An 18,011-nucleotide genomic window follows, 5' to 3' on the forward strand; every position below is an offset into this window, starting at 1 on the left:
AATATGTCAAATAGTCAACGGTTGACAAATGATCTAGGAGTAGTTAATATATCAGAGGAGGTAATTTCAATAATAGCTGGTGTATCGGCTATAGAATGTTATGGTTTAGTAGGTATGGCTGGGCAAGGTATCCAAGATGATATCTCGAAGTTATTAGGCAAGAAGGATTTGGATCGGGGTATTGATGTTGAGGTTGTCGAAGAGGGAGTTAAAATTGATTTATATATTATTGTAGAATACGGAGTTAAAATTTCAGAAGTAGCTCATAATGTAATTGATAGAGTCCAGTATACTATAGAAGAAAAAGCAGGAGTTAAATTGAAAGAAATAAATATTAATGTACAGGGAGTGAGGATTGATCATGTCTAATGATTGGTTAGACCAAGAAATGCAAGAGGTCAATGCACTAGAATTTAAGCAAATGTTAATAGCAGCTACTAGAGCTTTAGATGAAGCAGAAACTAAAATTAATGATCTTAATGTCTTTCCAGTACCAGATGGGGATACAGGAAGTAATATGTATGCTACTATTTCTAATGCCCTAGAAGAAGTTGAAGCAGCAGATACAGATTCAGTAGGGAGTATTACTGATGAACTAGCTACTGGTGCTTTAATGGGGGCTAGAGGTAATTCAGGAGTTATTCTTTCTCAATTACTAAAAGGACTATCTGATGGTATTGGTCAGGCTGATCTTTTAACAGCAGATAAGTTAGCTGCCGGATTAGAACAAGCAGCTAATGTAGCTTATCAGGCAGTGATGAAGCCTGTGGAAGGTACTATTTTAACTGTAGCTAAAGATGTAGGTGATAAAGCCCAGGAATTAGCTGGTCAAGCTGACCTGGTAACTTTATTAAGAGAAGTAGTTAAAGAAGCTAAAGCTAGTGTAGCCCGGACTCCAGAATTACTTGCTACTTTACAAGAGGCTGATGTAGTTGATGCTGGAGGTAAGGGGTACCAGATTCTATTAGCAGGCTTGTTACATGGTTTGGTAGCTGATGAGCTAGATTCTGGTTCTGGTTTAGAGGATGTTGAGACAACACAAGAAGTGACTGAGACTAGCCAAGATTATGGTTACTGTACAGAATTTATGATTAATCAACCTACTATTGGAGCAGATGAATTAAGAACTATAATTACTGAGTATGGATCTTCTCTACTAGTAGCGCCAGCGGAGGAAATATTGAAGGTTCATATTCATACTGATCATCCTGGTCAGGCTTTAGAGATTGGCCTGGAGTATGGTGAGTTGACTGATATTAAGATTGATAATATGTCTCGCCAACATAGAGAGCAAATTGAGGCTAGTACAACTAATGAGTCAACTGAAGGTCCAGTAAAATCTGATCAATTAGGAGTTTTAGCAGTAGCAGCTGGAGCAGGATTCCAGGATATCTTTTCTAATTTAGGGGCTGATTATATATTACCAGGTGGCCAATCAATGAATCCTAGCATCGAAGATTTATTAACTGGGATTGAAGAGATTGCTAGTCAGCAGATTATTATTTTGCCAAATAATAAAAATGTTATTTCCACTGCTGAGCAAGTTGGAGAGTTAACTGATAAGGAAATTAGTGTAGTGGCTACCTCTAGTATTCCTGAGGGGATTGCAGCAATGATGGCTTTTGATCAAACAGGAGAGTTAAGTGCTGTTAGTTCAGCTATGAAGGAAGAATTAGAGTTTGTTACAACTGGAGAAGTAACTTATGCTGTACGAGATAGTCAAATTAATGATTTAGATATTACAGAAGGAGATATTTTAGGCTTAGTTGAAGGAAATATTGAACTTGTAACTGATGATTATAACCAGGCTACTTTAGACTTAATTGCTAATATGGTTAGGGCTGAAGATTCGTTACTTACAGTCTATACTGGGGCAGAGGTAGCTGAAGCTGATAAAGAAGACTTACAGACTTCTCTAGAGGAGGAATATCCAGAGTTTGATATTAAAATGTATGATGGTCAGCAACCAATTTATTATTATATTATTTCGGTAGAGTAGGAGCGTGATGGATATTGACTGAGATAGCTGTGGTAACTGATAGTACAGCTGATTTAACTGCAGATCAGTTAGCAGAGTATAATATTACGAGAATTCCTTTAGAAGTTACTGTAGATGGAGAAGATTATCGAGACTGGGTAGATCTTGGGCCGGATCAATTTTTAGATAAATTAGAATCTGCTGACCAAATACCTACTACTTCTCAACCGCCAGTGGGTAGATTTATTGAACAGTATCAAAAGTTAGCGACAGAATATGATGCTATCATTTCATTACATTTATCTAAAGAGTTGAGTGGAACTGTTAATACAGCTCAATTAGCAGCTAATCAGATAGATGAGATCCCTATCAAGGTGGTTGATTCTGAATTAGTAACTATTCCTTTGGGGTTGCTAACCATTGAAACGGCTAAGAAGACTAAGCAAGGTTATATTCTAGAAGAAATTATAGAGTTTATTGATCAGGTCCAAGATAGAATAGAGATTTATTTTACAGTTGATACTTTGGATTATTTAGAAAAAAATGGCCGAATTGGGAAAGCTACTTCTTTTTTAGGGAATCTATTTAATATCCGTCCGTTATTAACGCTTGAAGATGGAGAAGTTACTCCTTGGCAGAAAGTGCGCGGAGAAAAGAGGTTATATAGTAAGTTTAAACAGGTTACGGATGATACGTTAAATAATAAAACAGGTTCTAAATTGATTATTTTGTATGCTAAATATAGAGCTAAAGCAGATCAATTAAAGGAAGTATTGACAGATGAGTTTAGCTGGAAAGAGGTTAAAGTAGCTAAGTTAGGCCCTGTAATTAGTAGTCATATTGGGCCAACTCCTTTTGGAGCTATTATTTATAAATAGAAACTAATTAGGTAAAACTAAAAAAATAACCTAAATTATAAGGAGGGAGGTAGTTGTAGTTATAACTACTGTAAATTTATGAAACAGACTAAAGAAGTGTTTGCTACCTTAATTAAGCCCTTACCTATTGAGATTAAATCTAAAGGATTGAATACTTCTGTGATTGGTGGGTTTGATAAGTACATTTTAAACTGGAGTCAGAAGTTAGCAGAAGTAACTACTCAGCCAGAGGTTACAGAGTTGGCTCAGGATCTAAGAGATGTATTCAGAGATTATGCTCGAACTACTATTAATAATCGCCGCCAAAAATTAACAGAGGCAGTAGAGATTATTAATCAACTAGCTGAAGTTATTAAAGGACATAAAATATTTAAATTAGAGAATAATAAGCTACAACAGTTGTCTCCTCAACAAGTTGTCTCTCCAAGAACGGAATTACCTGATTTTTGGCACCAGTCAGTCCAGTATATTAAAGGGGTTGGCGAGTATAGAGCCCAGAAGTTTGCTAATCTTGAGGTAGAAACAATCCAGGAATTATTGTATTATTTTCCTCGTGATTATAATGACTGGAGTCAGTTAGAACAAATTAGTAATTTAAAATCAGGGATGAAGGTGACAGTCCAAGGTAGAGTAACTGAGATTAATCAATTACAACCTCGGGCAGGACTGAAGATTATTAAGGTAGGAATTACTGAGGGGCAAGGAATATTGTATGGGGTCTGGTTTAATCAAGAGTATATTAAACAGCAGTTTGCTAAAGGAGATAGGATCCTCTTTAGCGGAGAAGTAAAACGAAATTACGGACAGCTAGAAATTAATAACCCTCATTACGAAAAAGTGGGAGGAGATAGTCTACATACTAATCGGATAGTACCTGTCTATCCTACTACTCAAGGCCTTAACCAAAAGAGAATCCGGAAGATTATAAAAGAAGTATTAGATGAGTATAGAAGGGAAGTACCAGAATTTTTACCTACTTTTATATTAAATAAATATCAGTTTCCTAGTCTACAAGAGGCACTAAAGCAGGTTCATTTTCCTGATACACCAGAAAAATTAAAACAAGCTAGAAAAAGGTTTGCTTACGAAGAACTTTTTATTTTACAGTTAGGATTGGCTATCAGAAAGACTAAAGCCCAACAAGAAGTGCCTGGTGTAGAGCATACTAGAAAGAATAAATTAGTTGATCAGTTTCGAGAGTCATTACCTTTTGCGTTAACCTCAGCTCAAACTAGAGCTTGGCAGGATATTAGATCGGATATGGAAGCTAACCTTCAGATGAATCGTCTATTACAGGGGGATGTAGGAGCAGGAAAGACAGTAGTAGCTACTTTGGCTTTACTGAAGACTGTTCAATCAGGTTGGCAGGGAGCATTAATGGCTCCGACTGAGATTTTGGCTGAGCAACATTATTTAGATTTAAAAGAGAATTTAGAGCCTTTAGGAATTAAATTAGGTTTATTAGTAGGTAGCTTAAGTGCTACAGAAAAAAGAGAGTTATTAGCTGATATTACAGCAGGAAAAATTGATATAGTTGTTGGGACTCATGCTTTAATCCAGGAGGAGATTGATTTTGCGCAGTTAGGTTTAGCTATTGTTGATGAACAACATCGTTTTGGGGTTAGACAGCGGGCTACCTTGCAAGAAAAAGGTAATCATCCTGATGTATTAGTTATGACAGCAACTCCTATTCCCCGGACTTTAGCCTTAACAGTCTATGGTGACCTAGATGTATCAGTAATTGATGAATTACCTCCTGGTCGTAAACCAGTAGTTACGGAATGGAGAGGCCAGCAGGCTAGGGATAAGATCTATTCCTTTGTTAACCAGGAAGTTAAAGCAGGTCGCCAAGCCTATATTGTCTGTCCTTTAGTTGAGGATTCAGATAAATTAGATCTTGTCTCAGCAGAAGAGAAGTTTGATAAGCTGCAGGAAGTCTTTACTGATTTAAAGTTAGGATTATTACATGGTCAGCTAAAGGCTGATCAGAAAGAACAGGTGATGGAGGACTTTCGAGTTGGTAAGATAGATATTCTGGTTTCTACTACTGTAATTGAAGTAGGGGTTGATGTTTCGAATGCTACTTTAATGATCATTGAAGATGCCCAACGCTTTGGGTTGGCCCAATTGCATCAGCTTAGAGGCCGAGTTGGGAGAGGTCAGCACCAGTCCTATTGTATTTTGATCTCTGATGTTACTACCTCAGAGAGTAAAGAACGGATGAAGATTATGACTCAATCCAATGATGGGTTTAAGATTGCTGAAGAGGATTTATACCTACGGGGCCCAGGAGAATTCTTTGGTACTCGACAGCACGGAATGCCTGATTTAAAAGTAGCAGATATTTTACGAGATCAGGATTTATTAGAACAAGCAAGAGAAGATGCTTTTGCATTAGCCACAAAAGATCCTCAGCTAAAACAAAAGAAGCATCAATTGTTAAAGAAGTTTCTAACTGAGAGTTTTAGTTATGATCTGGATTTAATTGATATAAGCTAATAAGTAATTAATTAAGCAATAAGGAGTGGTAGTATGAGAATTATTAGTGGTAAGAATAAAGGTAAAAAACTTAAATCTCTTGATCGAAATGATGTTAGACCAACTAGTGATCGCACTAAAGAGGCACTATTTAATATATTAGGTCCTGATGTGGTAGGAGTTAGATTTTTGGATTTATATGCTGGTTTTGGCGGGATTGGGATTGAAGCATTAAGTAGAGGAGCTAAGGAAGCGATATTTATAGAAGAAAATAACGAGATTGCTGCTACTATAAGTGATAATCTTCAAGCAGTGGATTACCAAGAGCAGAGTGAAGTAATTGTCTCGGATGCTCTAGAAGCCATGAGACGATTAAGAGGGACTTTTGAATTGATTTTTATGGATCCCCCTTACCACCAGGAAGAATTATATGAAAGTAGTTTAGAACAGATTAAAGAGTATGATTTATTACATCCTACAGGTATTGTAATAGTCGAACATCATACTCAGGCTGATCTAGATTGGCCGACCTCCTATGAAGTTATTAAGCAGCGTAACTATGGTAATTCAACATTAACTTTATTACAGGGAGCAAAGAACGATGGCTAACGTAGCAGTCTATCCTGGTAGTTTTGATCCTGTGACTAATGGGCACTTAGATATTATTGAAAGATGTAATAATATTTTTGATAGAGTTATTGTAGCAGTTTTTTTTAATCCTAATAAGGATCCTTTATTCACTAGAGAAGAAAGAGTGGAGATGTTAGAGGAAATATTATCCGATTTTGATAATGTTGAGGTGGATGCCTTTGCAGGGCTGTTAACGCAATATTTAAAGCAACATGATGGGGATGTAATTATTAGAGGCTTAAGAGCTGTATCAGATTTTGAGTCAGAGTTTCAAATGGCTTCAATGAATAAGAAATTGGCTCCTGAGCTGGAAACTTTATTTATGATGACTAATACTGAATATGCCTACTTGAGTTCTAGTTCGGTAAAAGAAGTAGCTACTTTTGGCGGCTGTGTTGAGAAATTAATACCTGAAGATATTATTGATAAATTATTTAAGCGTTTAGAAGAAAAAGGGCAATTAGTTGAAGATAAAGATTAAAGGACACAATACTGTGTCCTTTTTTAATTTAGTTTATCTTTTAAGTTACTGATTTTAGTTATTAACTTTTCCCTTAGTCGCGGAAACAGAATATTATTTTCCAGATGAATATGCTGGAATAAGTCAGATTCTAATTCAACCATTTTAATTATAAGTTAATTAAAAACATTATTATATGATATTTCTCGCAAAATTAGCTTTTAAATAACAAACAGGTGGGAAATCCCACCTGTCTACTTTCTAAATCCCTAATTCTTTTCTTTTCTTAATAATATGTTCTTCAATTCCATCAGCTGCTTTTTGCGGATTATTACCTAAAGCAACTTTACCTCCAGTTAAATCTTCTAATTCATCAGTCAATAAATTAACCAATCTTTCTCCTCCAGCAACTGGTGGGGTAGGAGATAGATGAGTGTACAATCCATAAGCAAGAGAGAACATAGCATCAATAGTTGCTTTTTGTTCTAGATATTGAGGAGCAGTGACAGCTACGGGGAGTTGAGCAGTATCAACATCTAAGAAATTAGCAAGTTCAGTCACTAACATTGAGATTCTTCCTGTATCAGTACAAGTACCAAAGCTAAGAACTGGAGGGATGGTAAGTTGGTCACAGACTGCTTGTAATCCATCTCCAGCGTACTTTTTAGCTGCATCTGGAGCTGTTAAACCTGCTACTTCCAGACCATGGTTACCACATCCACCACTAACTATTAGAATATCTCTACTAACTAATTCTTGAGCAAGGTTAACTGTCATATAATCATGAGGACCATTAGCTAGAGTTGTACAGTTAATTAATCCTACAACTCCCTTGATATTTCCTGATTTAATGACATCTACTAAAGGATCGAGTTCTCCTCCTAGAGCTGCTAGTACTGATTCAGTTGAGAATCCAGTAACTGCGGTTTGAATTCTATCGGGTACATGAGGAGTAACTTTCTCTTGGCGCTGAGTAAAGTTTTCAATCCCCATGTCAATTAGCTTCTGGGCAACATTACCTACTTCCGTTGGTTTATAATCATAATTTTCATCAACGTCAGGGATTCTAACTAAATCATTGACGGAGACTAACGTAGCTTGATATTCTTCTTCATAAGGTTTTAAATTAGGTGGGGAACAGTTTTCATCCATAGCAAAGATATCAACTGCACCAGTGGCAAGAACTGGTTCAATTGCTAACCAGTTACCAATTAAACCACGGAAGACATCATCCATTTCAAAACGTTGGAGTAGTTCTTGTCCGGTTTCAATTGATCCAATTACTCGGATACCTTTAGCACCCGCCTCTTTGGCTTTCTGTTGTACTTTCGGGTCACGAGCAGCATAAATAGTTGCTACTCCAGTCCAAGGTTCGTGACCATTAAAGACTATATTAACATAATCTGGATCTAAGATACCCATATCAGTATCAGCTTCATGAGGCTGAGGAGTTCCAAAAAGAATATCTTGCACCATTTCTAACCCTAGTTGTGCTCCGTAAATAGTAGCAATTCCTGCTCGTAGAGCTTTACGGGCCATAGAGAAATGGTCGCCGTCAACATTAGTTAAACAGCTAGCAGTAGCATCCTTGATTTCATGCATTACTCCTGCAGGATAGATGGCTAAATCCTGCCAAACTTTTTTTCTAGGTTCGGGAGCAAAAATTTCCACCATTTCTGGTGGTTCATCATAATTGCTACTGAGTTGATCCATTAAAAAGTCAGCTAATTTGATAGCAACTTGTTCTTTTTGTTGGTTAGTATCAATTCCTACTGCTTCGGCCATCCAGTTTAGTTTTTCTTCGTCTGTAATTCCAAAAGGAGTCTTACCTTGAGCAGTTGATTTGAGAGTCCTAAAAGCATTATAGGCATGGTGAGTGTATGTACTAGTTCCCATGATATTTCTCAGTAACATATCTCGCATGGCCATAGCATCAGGATCTATTCCACAGTCTCCTAATTCTGCTCCAGCTTTTTCAGAAATTCGACAAGGACCATTAGTACATAGCTGGCAGCTAACTCCATCACTACAGAAACCACAACGAATTTTTTCTTGAGCATCAAAACGATCAAAGACATTACTCATTCCATCTTCATGGAGTTTTTCGTACATTTCTTGTACAGTTTCATGAACACTAACATCTCCATCAGTTAATTCTTCAATACCTGGTATTGCGTCTGCCATTTTAAGTCCTCCTTTATTATCTTGTCTCTATTTTATACTGTGGATTAATTAATTGAAATATACATGAGTTTACTAAGTTAAATCTTAAATGCCAGAGTGTAAAGAAAGTATTTTCAGGAGATAAGTATTGAAGTGATATTAGGAAAAAATTCAGTTAATGTTAATATTAATAATGTATCAGTAGATAAATTTAGAGAAAAAATAGAAGATAAAGAGGATTAAGGAGGATATAATGTCCCAAAAATCTCATGTACACTGTACAGTTAATAATTGTCAATGGTGGGAAGAGCCTAATCTTTGTGTAGCGGATAAATTATTGGTAGTTAGTGATGATTTTGCGCAGGAATTGCCTAATGAACAGGATGTAGAAGAGACTAATCAAATTATAGAAGAAAAGGGGTTATCTCCAGTTAGTGATTGCGCACAAAGTTGTTGTAAAACTTTTGTTCCTCGAGATAAGTATGAAGCTGGTAGAGGAGGTACAGAATATAATCAATAGTTATCATTTAGGCTGGGACTATTTAGTGGTCTCAGCCTAATTATTAATAAAGAAGGTGAAAAATAAGGTCAATGTGATGTAAGTCACAGGAAATTTCTTTGTTGTATGGTATTATTTTAGTAAGAGTTAATAATTATTGATTGAGGAGGCGATAGGAATGACCCTCCAGTAGTAGATGAAGAACAGTGGATTGCTTGTGAAGCTTATGTTAATAATTGTCCTGTATCTTGTATTCAGTTAGAGGGCTAGGAGGATTAAAATGGAATTCTATCAACAATTTAGTCAGTATTATGATGCTATCTTTCCTTTTAAGGAAGTTAAGTATAATTTGTTGTCTAGTTGCTTGCCAGAATCAGGAAAGGTTTTGGATGTAGCTACAGGGACAGGAACTTATGCTGTAGCTTTGGCTGAAGCTGGTTATCAAGTAACAGGAATTGATTTAAGTCAGGCTATGATTACAGAGGCCAAACAAAAATTTACTTCTGAAGAGGTAACTGTTGATTTTAAGGTAGCAGATATGAGAGAAGTTGACCAAACATATGAAGCTCGAAATTTTGCTTTGATTAGTTGTATTGGTAATTCATTAGTTCATCTTGAAGGGATAGAAGAGATTAAGAAAGTACTAAATAAATTTTATAAACTTTTAGTCACTGAAGGAAAGTTAGTTTTACAGATTGTAAATTATAATCGAATAGTAGCTAATAAAGTGACTAAATTACCGACAATCAATAATCAAGAAGCAGGAGTTAAATTAACTAGAGATTATGAATTTAAAGAAGGTAAGGTTGATTTTATAACTAATTTAGAGACTCCAGAAGGAGAATTTTTTAATTCAGTCTTACTTTATCCGTTACAAGCAGAAGAATTAAGAGAGGCACTAGCGGAGGCAGGATTTACAGAGCTTAATTTTTATGGTGGTTTTGATCGTAGTGATTATGATTCTGTAACTTCTTTTCCGTTAGTTGTTGTAGCTAATAAATAAGTTTAATCTAGGAGGCTAATAATTATGTCGATGTTATGTTATCAATGTCAAGAAACAGCTGCTGGTCAAGGTTGTACTGTACAAGGGGTTTGTGGAAAGACAGAAACAGTTGCTAATACACAGGATTTATTAATTTATGTACTGAAAGGGCTTGCTGTCTATGGAATGCAAGCTGAAGAATTAGATTTGGATACAGAAGAAGTAGATGAATTTATAATGGAGAGTTTATTCACTACGATTACCAATGCGAATTTTTCTGAAGAAGACATCATTACTCGAGTGAAAGAAGGGTTGAGTAAAAAGGAAGCGCTTAAAGATAGAATAGCAGCTGTTGATCAGGAAGCAGTGACTGATTTATCAGAAGTAGCTACTTGGCAACCAGCTAATGAAGAGGAAATATATAATAAAGCTGAGGAAGTAGGAGTTAAGACAACAGAAAATGAAGATATAAATTCCTTACGAGAATTATTAATCTATGGGGTTAAAGGAATGGCTGCTTATGCTGATCATGCTTATGTACTAGGAGAAAAGAAAGATGATATCTTCTCCTTTATGAAGAAAGCTTTAGCAGCTACTACTGATGATAGCTTATCTGTTGATGATTTAGTCGGGTTAGTCTTAGAGTGTGGTGAAGTTGGAGTAGATACTATGGCTTTACTTGATCAGGCTAACACTGCAGCTTATGGAAACCCAGAACCAACTGAAGTAGAACTAGGAGTTAGAGATAATCCAGCAATCTTAGTTAGTGGACATGATCTGAAGGATTTAGAAGAATTATTAGACCAAACAGAAGGTACAGGAGTGGATGTTTATACCCATGGTGAGATGCTACCAGCTCATTCCTATCCTGCTTTCAAAAAGTATGATCACTTTGTAGGAAATTATGGTGGATCTTGGTGGCGCCAGAAAGAAGAATTTGAGAAATTTAACGGTCCTATCTTAATGACTACTAACTGTATTGTACCACCGAAAGATTCCTATAAGGATCGAATTTATACAACTGGAGTAGTTGGTTTTGCTGGTATAGATCATATTCCAGATCGGAAAGAAGGAGTAGCAAAAGACTTTTCTACTATCATCGAAGATGCTAAGAAATGTGATGCACCTGAAGAATTAGAATCAGGTAGTGTGATGGGCGGTTTTGCTCATCAAGCTGTATCAGAAGTAGCAGATAAAGTTGTGGAAGCAGTTAAAGCAGGGGATATTAGTCGCTTTTTTGTAATGGGAGGTTGTGATGGACGCCATACCGATCGAGATTACTATACTGAATTTGCTAAGTCTTTACCAGAGGATACAGTAATCCTAACAGCAGGTTGTGCTAAGTATCGGTATAATAAGTTAGATCTAGGTGATATTGGTGGGATTCCGAGAGTCTTAGATGCTGGACAGTGTAATGACTCATATTCGTTAGTTGTAATTGCTCAAAAGTTAGCTGCAGCTTTTGATGTAGATGATATTAATGAGTTACCTATTTCCTATAATATTGCTTGGTATGAACAGAAGGCTGTTTTAGTTTTATTAGCTTTACTTTCTTTAGGCGTTAAGAATATTCATTTAGGTCCTAGTCTACCAGCTTTTGTATCTGAAAATGTACTAGATGTATTAGTAGAAGAATTTAATATTAAACCAAATACTACTGTAGAAGAAGACTTAGAAACAATGATGACAGAAGAGTAAACTATTTATCTTTTTATCAGCTCTGCCTAGCAGGTGGGGCTGATTTTAGTTTTTGGAGGTATTATTTGACTAATAGTTTTCAGTTTGGTATTCTTTGGGTATCTCTAAAAGATAAATTGGGGGGATCTAGAATGAAAGAAATAGGAGAAGTTATAGATTGTACAGCAAATAAAGCGATAATTAAGATTCAACGTCACTCAGCTTGTAGTAATTGTAAGAAAGACTGTAATATGGCTGAAAGTCACGAAACAGATGAATTAGTAGTAGAAGTCGATAATAAAGTAGAAGCTACAGTAGGCCAGAAGGTAGAATTAGAGATGGAGGGAATGAATTTAGTTTCAGCAGCTTTATTAGTCTATTTATTTCCTTTAGTTAGTATTGTTGCTGGTTATTTTCTTGGGGACTGGATTATAGAATCTGGAATTGGTGGTTCATTAATATTGGCTTTACTTGCGGTAGGAGTGATTAAAATAGTAGGTGGCAAAGAAAGTTTTGAACCGGAAATAATAGATATTATTGATTAAATTTAGTGAGGTGTTACTGATGGAGGATCGGTTATTAAAACAGAACTCTTATTTTGCAGCTTTGACAGACCAGGAACTGGATAAGATAAAAGAGATCATGTACACTCAACATTATCAGGCAGGTGAGTTTATCTTTTTTGAAGGAGAAGCAGGGGAAGGGTTATTTTTTGTTAAATCTGGGAAAGTAAAGTTGACTAAAATGATAGAGAATGGTAAAGAACAGATTTTGAATATTTTACAATCAGGCGATATGTTTGCTGAAGTTGTATTATTTGATGAAGGTAAATATCCTGCTACAGCAGTGGCTAGTGAAGAGACAGAGGTTGAGGTTATCAGTAAAGAGGATATGGAAAAATTAATGAAGGATTATCCTGAAATTACGATTAAGATTTTAAGGGTGATGAGTAAACGTTTAAGAAGAGCTCAAAAGAGAGTTCGTAATTTAGGTTTAAAGAATACTAAAAGTAGAACAGCAGGTATTTTAGTGTATTTAGCAAAAGAGCACGGTGCTGATAAATATAATAAATTACAGATTAATCTTTCTTTAACTCAACAGGATTTAGCTAGTTTGATTGGATCTTCTCGAGAGACAGTTTCTAGGATTTTAAGTGAATTTAAAGCAGAAGATTTAGTTGCGGTGGCTCGGCAAAGAATTATTATTAAAGATTTAGTCGGTCTGAAAGAATTGACTTAGTTAGAAGGCTGTAGTAGTTTTATAGTTAAGTGAGCGCGATGCTTTTACTCCGAATATCGGAGATAATATTGAAACAAGAATTGGATTACATAATTATGATGATCGAGGATTAATTCTTTAAACTTTAAAGCTTTAGATCTAAAATTTCATTAAAGATGACTAAGCAGTAGTTGAAAATTCAACTACTGCCTGTTTTATCTAAACTTCTTAAGCGGAGATTGACTTTTAAAGACAAGCTGGTTATCGACTGCTACTAGTTGGGCTGACTGACAAATCTCCCAGAAGGCTGATAGAGAGGTTGAATTATCAACTATAATTTCTTCTTGGTTGATTTGTGGTGGTTGGTGATTTAACTGTTGGTGGTTGCTAAAGGCAATGCTGGCCCTAGCAGTTAGAGTTAACTTAGTGGTTGAAAAATTGAAGCTGTCTAATAATTGTAATAGATTTTGTTGTTTAGTATTTAGGTTATTAAGCTGGAGATTATTTGTAATAAAATCAAAGTCTAATTCAGAAGCTACAGCTTGGTGACTTAAGACAGCAATAATCTGGCGTAGAGTATCTTTAGACTGGGGAAAAAGAGAGTCTATTCCGTGTAAGATTTTATAGGAGTAATCTGTTTCTAACCAGTCTGTAAAGTTAGAGGTTAGTTGCCAATTAGTAGTTATTAGCTTGTTAGTTTGACTGTATTGGAGTAAGTAGTCTAGCAATTCAGCAGTTGAAAAAGAGGTAAAATTAATAGGGGATAGATAAGATATTAGTTGTTGTTGTGTAGCATTTGTTTTGATTTGGTTTAAAGTTAGCAGCAGATAATGATAAAAGGTTAAGTCGGCTGGCCGATTGACTGTAATTTGAGTACTAGTTTGGGGATAGGGTTGTAGATCAGGAGTAGTTCTTAATGTAGAAGTTGGTTCTTGATTATTTACTGTGCAATTATCAGTAGGATTATTATTTTTAAGATTATTTGTCAGAACTTCTTTGATATCTTCAGGTAAATAATAAAAGTTATCTTTTTCGTAGATCAGGCCTAATTTTTTTAATCTGTGGTATTCTTGGGTAGTTGTTTTTTTCTTAGCAATAAATTCAGTAGTAATTAATTGTTTAAGCAGGTTAGTTTCTTTAGTACTTAGTTGCTTATTGATTAGTTTTTCTAGATAGGATTTACTAAGTAACTTTTCTTTTAATTTATTTGTAGCCCATAGATGAGAGAAGTCATCCTCATAACAGATTCTATGTCTCTGAGCTAGATTGTTTAGTTGTCGATCAGAGATTGTATTTAAAAAGTCTGTTAGCTTCATTTTTTATCCTCCTTATCCTTAAGTGTTATTCTTAGTAATGATTATGTCTCTAATGGAGATCACATTCATTATATTTGAATATTTTTCCACGAAACTTTGGTAGCTCTAAGACATAAGTATAAACTGATGCTTTAAGGAGGGGTAAAATGGCTGATGATAAATTTGATCTGGAGGATATAGCTGATGTATTAGGAGTTGACCAGGAAGCAATCAGTGATTTAGGGGCTGATGAATTATCTGCAGAAAAGAAAGAATTTTTGGAGTCGGTTTTTAATCTTTATTTGACTGATCAAGAAGCCTTTAATGAGTTTGTCAAGGAAAGTGGTTTAAGTGATTTATTAGCCGAGCTAGATGATATAGAAGGGCCAACTTCTAAGAGTGAGGAAGAATTGACGGCTATTACAAATGAATTAAAAGAGGAGTTAGCGAAAAAAGACTTAGATATTGATTTAGATTTATAGTAGTTTTAAGTTTATATAAAATAGAGCCATTCTACATTTGTAGTAGGATGGCTTTTTGATAATTATTAGGTCTTTAATTAGTGTTATAGAGAAAATATGTAAATTATTATTCAAATTTAAGATTTGAAGCCATTTGTAAAAATTAGATATTAATGAGGAATAAAGATAGAGAAGTAGCAAGCCATCATTGATGATGGCTTGCTATTATTATTTTAATACCATAGTTTATCACATTTTTAACTAAAAAACATATTATATACTGAATTAATTAAAGTTAGCCTAAGTTAATATTTTTAACTTAGGCTAAAATATTTAATTTAAGTTAACATTCTAGGTTAGGAGGTGCTAATTTTGTTTTTAACTGATTTACCAATTGGTGACCAAGGGAAAATTATTAAATTAAAAGCAACTGGAATTAAGAGAAGAAGATTATTAGATTTAGGATTGATTCCAGGCACAATAGTTAGTGCTAAAAGAAGAAGTCCTTCTGGTGATCCAACTGCTTTTATAATTAGAGGTACTACACTGGCCTTAAGAAGTGAAGAAACTGATTTAATTGAAGTAGAAAGATTAACAAATAGAAAGGAGGTAAGTTAATGGGATTAACATCTGATGCAAGTGGTTTAAAGTTATTAAGAAAATCATTTAATTTGGAATTAGAAAAGAATAATCCAATAGTTGCTCTGTGTGGAAATCCCAATACTGGTAAAAGTACAGTTTTTAATGGGTTAACAGGTTTAAAGCAACATACTGGCAATTGGCCAGGTAAGACAGTAACTCAAGCTAAAGGATACTATAATTATAATAATCAAGAGTACACTTTGGTTGATTTACCAGGTACTTATTCTTTATTAACTAATTCTAGTGAGGAAAAGGTAGCTCGTGATTTTATTTGTTTTGCTCAACCAGATGTTACTATTGTAGTAGTTGATGCTACGAATTTAGAAAGAAATCTTAATTTAGTCTTGCAGGTTATGGAGTTAACAGATAATGTAGTTCTTTGTTTGAATTTAATGGATGAAGCCGAGCGAAAAGATATTAAAGTGGATATTAAAGGCTTAAAAGAGGAATTACAAATTCCAGTGATACCTACGGTAGCAATAGATGAGATTGGTTTTAAAGAAATCAAAAATACAGTAGATGAAATTATTAATGATAAGCTTAAAGTTACTCCTAGGGTTATTGAATATTCGCCTAAAATTGAAGAAAAAGTTGATCAATTAGTAGCAGAATTAAAAGCAATTTGGGAGGACCTAGAGTTTGAAATTAATTTGCGTTGGTTAGCTCTAAGGTTATTAGAAGGGGATGAAACTGTTTTGGAATCACTAAATGATTATTATTTTAAACCTTTAGGCGGAGAAAAGATTGATCAATTAGAAAGTGAGGTGCAGTCTAATGAAGTACTCAGAGGTTAAGCGAAAACTAAAAGCAATTAATAATCAAATTACTACAAAACAACATCAAAATTTAAGGGATCAAATGGTAAAAGATATCTATACTAAAGCAGAAGAAGTAGCAACTAAGAATGTTAAAGTAACAAGAGAAGAAACTAGAACCTGGGGCGAAAAAATAGATAGGCTATTAACTTCAAAGTGGTTTGGGTTTCCAATTATGTTGTTGATGTTAGGAGCGGTATTTTGGATTACTATTGTAGGGGCCAACTACCCTTCGGAAATGTTGGCTAATCTTTTATTTGGGATAGAAGGGCAGTTGAGTGAGTTAGTTATGAGCTTAGGAGCTCCAAGTTGGTTACATGGGATTTTGGTTAAAGGAGTTTATCGCACAATGGCCTGGGTTGTTTCAGTTATGCTACCGCCAATGGCTATTTTCTTTCCTTTATTTACTTTATTAGAAGATTTAGGTTATTTACCGCGGGTAGCCTTTAATTTGGATAATTTCTTTAAAAAGGCTGGTGCTCATGGTAAGCAAGCATTGAGTATGAGTATGGGATTTGGTTGTAATGCGGCAGGAGTAATTGCAACTAGAATTATTGATTCACCGCGGGAAAAATTAATAGCTATTTTAACTAATAATTTTGTTCCTTGTAATGGTCGATTTCCTACTTTAATTATGTTAGTTATAATTTTTACGGGGGGAGTCGTAGGAGGAGTCTATAATTCTTTTGTTGCTACTGCAGTAGTAGTAGGGTTAGTTTTAGTAGGTATTACTATAACCTTATTAGTATCTTGGTTGTTATCTCAGACAGTTTTACAAGGAGTTCCTTCTTCATTTACTCTAGAATTACCGCCTTATCGGAAACCACAAATAGGTCAAATTTTAATCCGTTCTTTTTTAGATAGAACATTATTTGTGTTAAGTAGAGCAGTTATTGTAGCAGCACCAGCTGGAGCAGTAGTTTGGATTTTGGCTAATAATACAATTAACGGGGTAAGTATGATCAATTATTTTGCTAATTTGATAGATCCTTTTGCTAGTTTAATCGGCTTAGATGGTTTTATTCTATTAGCTTTTATTTTAGGTCTACCAGCTAATGAGATAGTACTGCCTATTTTGCTAATGAGTTATCTGTCAGCTGGAGCAATGATTGAACCAGGTGGTCTTGAATCACTGCAAGAAATACTAGTTAATAATAATTGGACTTGGGTAACTGCTTTAGCAACTATGTTATTTTCTTTACTCCATTTTCCCTGTGCAACTACTCTGTTAACAATTAAAAGCGAGACCAATAGTCTTAAGTGGACTATTTTTGCTGCGATAATGCCTACAGTGGTAGCAATTATAGTTTGTTTCTTAGTTACGCAAGGAATTAATTTATTTTTATGATTCGAAAGGAGGTTTGCCTCCTTTTTTATTTTTCTTAAATTTAATTAACTCTTGTTGTAATTGAGGTCTTTGTTTTAAAAAATCAACTAGCGAGGTGATAGCTCTAACAGTCTCTCGAGATAAGTAATGTTCCATAGCTTCAGCTTCTTGTTCTTTATTACAATCACTACCAATTATCTGAACAAATTCTTGTAGAGTTTTATTTCTAGTAACTAAAAACTTTCCTAATTCAGCTCCCTTTTTTGTTAATTTGATGCTTTTATAAGGTTGATAATTTAAATATCCTTTGTCAGTGAGTTTTTTAACTGCTTTAGTGACTGAAGGAAGAGAGACATTTAGTTTATCAGCTACATCAGTAGTTCTGACAAATCCGTCTTGATTAGTAAAGCGATAAATTTCTTCTAAATAATCTTCTAGACTAGGAGAAAGCATTTTTTCACTCCTTAAGTGACTTTTGTAATTATTTATGTAAGGGAGAGTAGAATAA

18 protein-coding genes are annotated in these 18,011 nt (G+C 34.8%); 15 read left to right on the forward strand and 3 right to left on the reverse strand.

Annotated elements, in window-relative coordinates:
• Positions 1–3: 3 nt before the first annotated feature.
• From ACYQ3D_RS11640 to coaD, 6 genes are all read left to right on the forward strand, one after another.
• Entirely contained in the window at positions 4–369 is a 366-nt protein-coding gene (locus ACYQ3D_RS11640; RefSeq protein ID WP_459838541.1) for an Asp23/Gls24 family envelope stress response protein, read from the forward strand.
• Positions 362–1,999: a DAK2 domain-containing protein gene (locus tag ACYQ3D_RS11645; protein ID WP_459838542.1), complete on the forward strand. Its 1,638-nt coding sequence runs from the start codon at positions 362–364 to the stop codon at positions 1,997–1,999. Before ACYQ3D_RS11640 ends, ACYQ3D_RS11645 begins: the two co-directional genes overlap by 8 nt.
• Positions 2,000–2,013: 14 nt before the next feature.
• Positions 2,014–2,856, forward strand: coding sequence for a DegV family protein (locus ACYQ3D_RS11650; protein ID WP_459838543.1), 843 nt, complete (start codon positions 2,014–2,016; stop codon positions 2,854–2,856).
• A 78-nt stretch (positions 2,857–2,934) separates the two neighbouring features.
• Entirely contained in the window at positions 2,935–5,355 is a 2,421-nt protein-coding gene (gene recG / locus ACYQ3D_RS11655; RefSeq protein WP_459838544.1) for an ATP-dependent DNA helicase RecG, read from the forward strand.
• 33 nt (positions 5,356–5,388) lie between these two features.
• On the forward strand, positions 5,389–5,943 hold the full coding sequence (rsmD, locus tag ACYQ3D_RS11660; RefSeq protein WP_459838545.1) for a 16S rRNA (guanine(966)-N(2))-methyltransferase RsmD: 555 nt from the start codon (positions 5,389–5,391) through the stop codon (positions 5,941–5,943).
• The gene (gene coaD, locus ACYQ3D_RS11665; protein WP_459838546.1) at positions 5,936–6,445 is read left to right on the forward strand and encodes a pantetheine-phosphate adenylyltransferase; all 510 of its coding nucleotides are present in this window, start codon (positions 5,936–5,938) and stop codon (positions 6,443–6,445) included. The genes rsmD and coaD overlap by 8 nt, the downstream gene beginning before the upstream one ends.
• 240 nt (positions 6,446–6,685) lie before the next feature.
• Here the strand turns inward: coaD and cooS are convergent, their stop codons facing one another.
• Positions 6,686–8,608 carry an anaerobic carbon-monoxide dehydrogenase catalytic subunit gene (gene cooS, locus ACYQ3D_RS11670; RefSeq protein ID WP_459838547.1) on the reverse strand — a complete coding sequence of 641 codons (1,923 nt, stop codon included), beginning with the start codon at positions 8,606–8,608 and terminating at the stop codon, positions 6,686–6,688.
• Positions 8,609–8,840: 232 nt separating this feature from the next.
• On the opposite strand from cooS, the gene ACYQ3D_RS11675 reads away from it, so the two are divergent.
• The 5 genes from ACYQ3D_RS11675 to ACYQ3D_RS11695 all read left to right on the forward strand — a co-directional run bounded on the left by ACYQ3D_RS11675 (position 8,841) and on the right by ACYQ3D_RS11695 (position 12,984).
• Positions 8,841–9,107 carry a DUF1540 domain-containing protein gene (locus tag ACYQ3D_RS11675; protein WP_459838548.1) on the forward strand — a complete coding sequence of 89 codons (267 nt, stop codon included), beginning with the start codon at positions 8,841–8,843 and terminating at the stop codon, positions 9,105–9,107.
• Positions 9,108–9,366: 259 nt separating this feature from the next.
• On the forward strand, positions 9,367–10,089 hold the full coding sequence (locus ACYQ3D_RS11680) for a class I SAM-dependent methyltransferase (RefSeq protein ID WP_459838549.1): 723 nt from the start codon (positions 9,367–9,369) through the stop codon (positions 10,087–10,089).
• A gap of 24 nt (positions 10,090–10,113) precedes the next feature.
• The gene (hcp, locus tag ACYQ3D_RS11685) at positions 10,114–11,766 is read left to right on the forward strand and encodes a hydroxylamine reductase (RefSeq protein WP_459838550.1); all 1,653 of its coding nucleotides are present in this window, start codon (positions 10,114–10,116) and stop codon (positions 11,764–11,766) included.
• A 131-nt stretch (positions 11,767–11,897) separates the two neighbouring features.
• Entirely contained in the window at positions 11,898–12,290 is a 393-nt protein-coding gene (locus tag ACYQ3D_RS11690) for a SoxR reducing system RseC family protein (RefSeq protein WP_459838551.1), read from the forward strand.
• Between the two features lie 19 nt (positions 12,291–12,309).
• A complete protein-coding gene (locus ACYQ3D_RS11695) occupies positions 12,310–12,984 on the forward strand; it encodes a Crp/Fnr family transcriptional regulator (RefSeq protein ID WP_459838552.1) in 675 nt (224 codons plus the stop codon).
• A 194-nt stretch (positions 12,985–13,178) separates the two neighbouring features.
• Here ACYQ3D_RS11695 and ACYQ3D_RS11700 read toward each other — a convergent pair whose 3' ends face one another.
• Positions 13,179–14,279, reverse strand: a complete 1,101-nt coding sequence (locus ACYQ3D_RS11700) for a hypothetical protein (protein WP_459838553.1) — start codon at positions 14,277–14,279, stop codon at positions 13,179–13,181.
• A 146-nt stretch (positions 14,280–14,425) separates the two neighbouring features.
• Between ACYQ3D_RS11700 and ACYQ3D_RS11705 the strand changes: the two genes are divergently transcribed.
• The 4 genes from ACYQ3D_RS11705 (at position 14,426) to ACYQ3D_RS11720 (ending at position 17,524) form a co-directional block, all read left to right on the forward strand.
• Positions 14,426–14,740, forward strand: coding sequence for a cell division FtsX domain-containing protein (locus tag ACYQ3D_RS11705; protein WP_459838554.1), 315 nt, complete (start codon positions 14,426–14,428; stop codon positions 14,738–14,740).
• A gap of 351 nt (positions 14,741–15,091) precedes the next feature.
• Positions 15,092–15,337 (forward strand): FeoA family protein, encoded by a 246-nt coding sequence (locus ACYQ3D_RS11710; protein ID WP_459838555.1) that lies wholly within the window; start codon positions 15,092–15,094, stop codon positions 15,335–15,337.
• Entirely contained in the window at positions 15,337–16,155 is an 819-nt protein-coding gene (locus ACYQ3D_RS11715; RefSeq protein WP_459838556.1) for a FeoB small GTPase domain-containing protein, read from the forward strand. The genes ACYQ3D_RS11710 and ACYQ3D_RS11715 overlap by 1 nt, the downstream gene beginning before the upstream one ends.
• Positions 16,136–17,524: a nucleoside recognition domain-containing protein gene (locus ACYQ3D_RS11720; RefSeq protein ID WP_459838557.1), complete on the forward strand. Its 1,389-nt coding sequence runs from the start codon at positions 16,136–16,138 to the stop codon at positions 17,522–17,524. Before ACYQ3D_RS11715 ends, ACYQ3D_RS11720 begins: the two co-directional genes overlap by 20 nt.
• Here the strand turns inward: ACYQ3D_RS11720 and ACYQ3D_RS11725 are convergent.
• On the reverse strand, positions 17,519–17,956 hold the full coding sequence (locus tag ACYQ3D_RS11725) for a metal-dependent transcriptional regulator (RefSeq protein WP_459838558.1): 438 nt from the start codon (positions 17,954–17,956) through the stop codon (positions 17,519–17,521). The genes ACYQ3D_RS11720 and ACYQ3D_RS11725 overlap by 6 nt on opposite strands.
• Positions 17,957–18,011: the final 55 nt, after the last annotated feature.

The organism is Halanaerobaculum tunisiense (assembly GCF_054657635.1).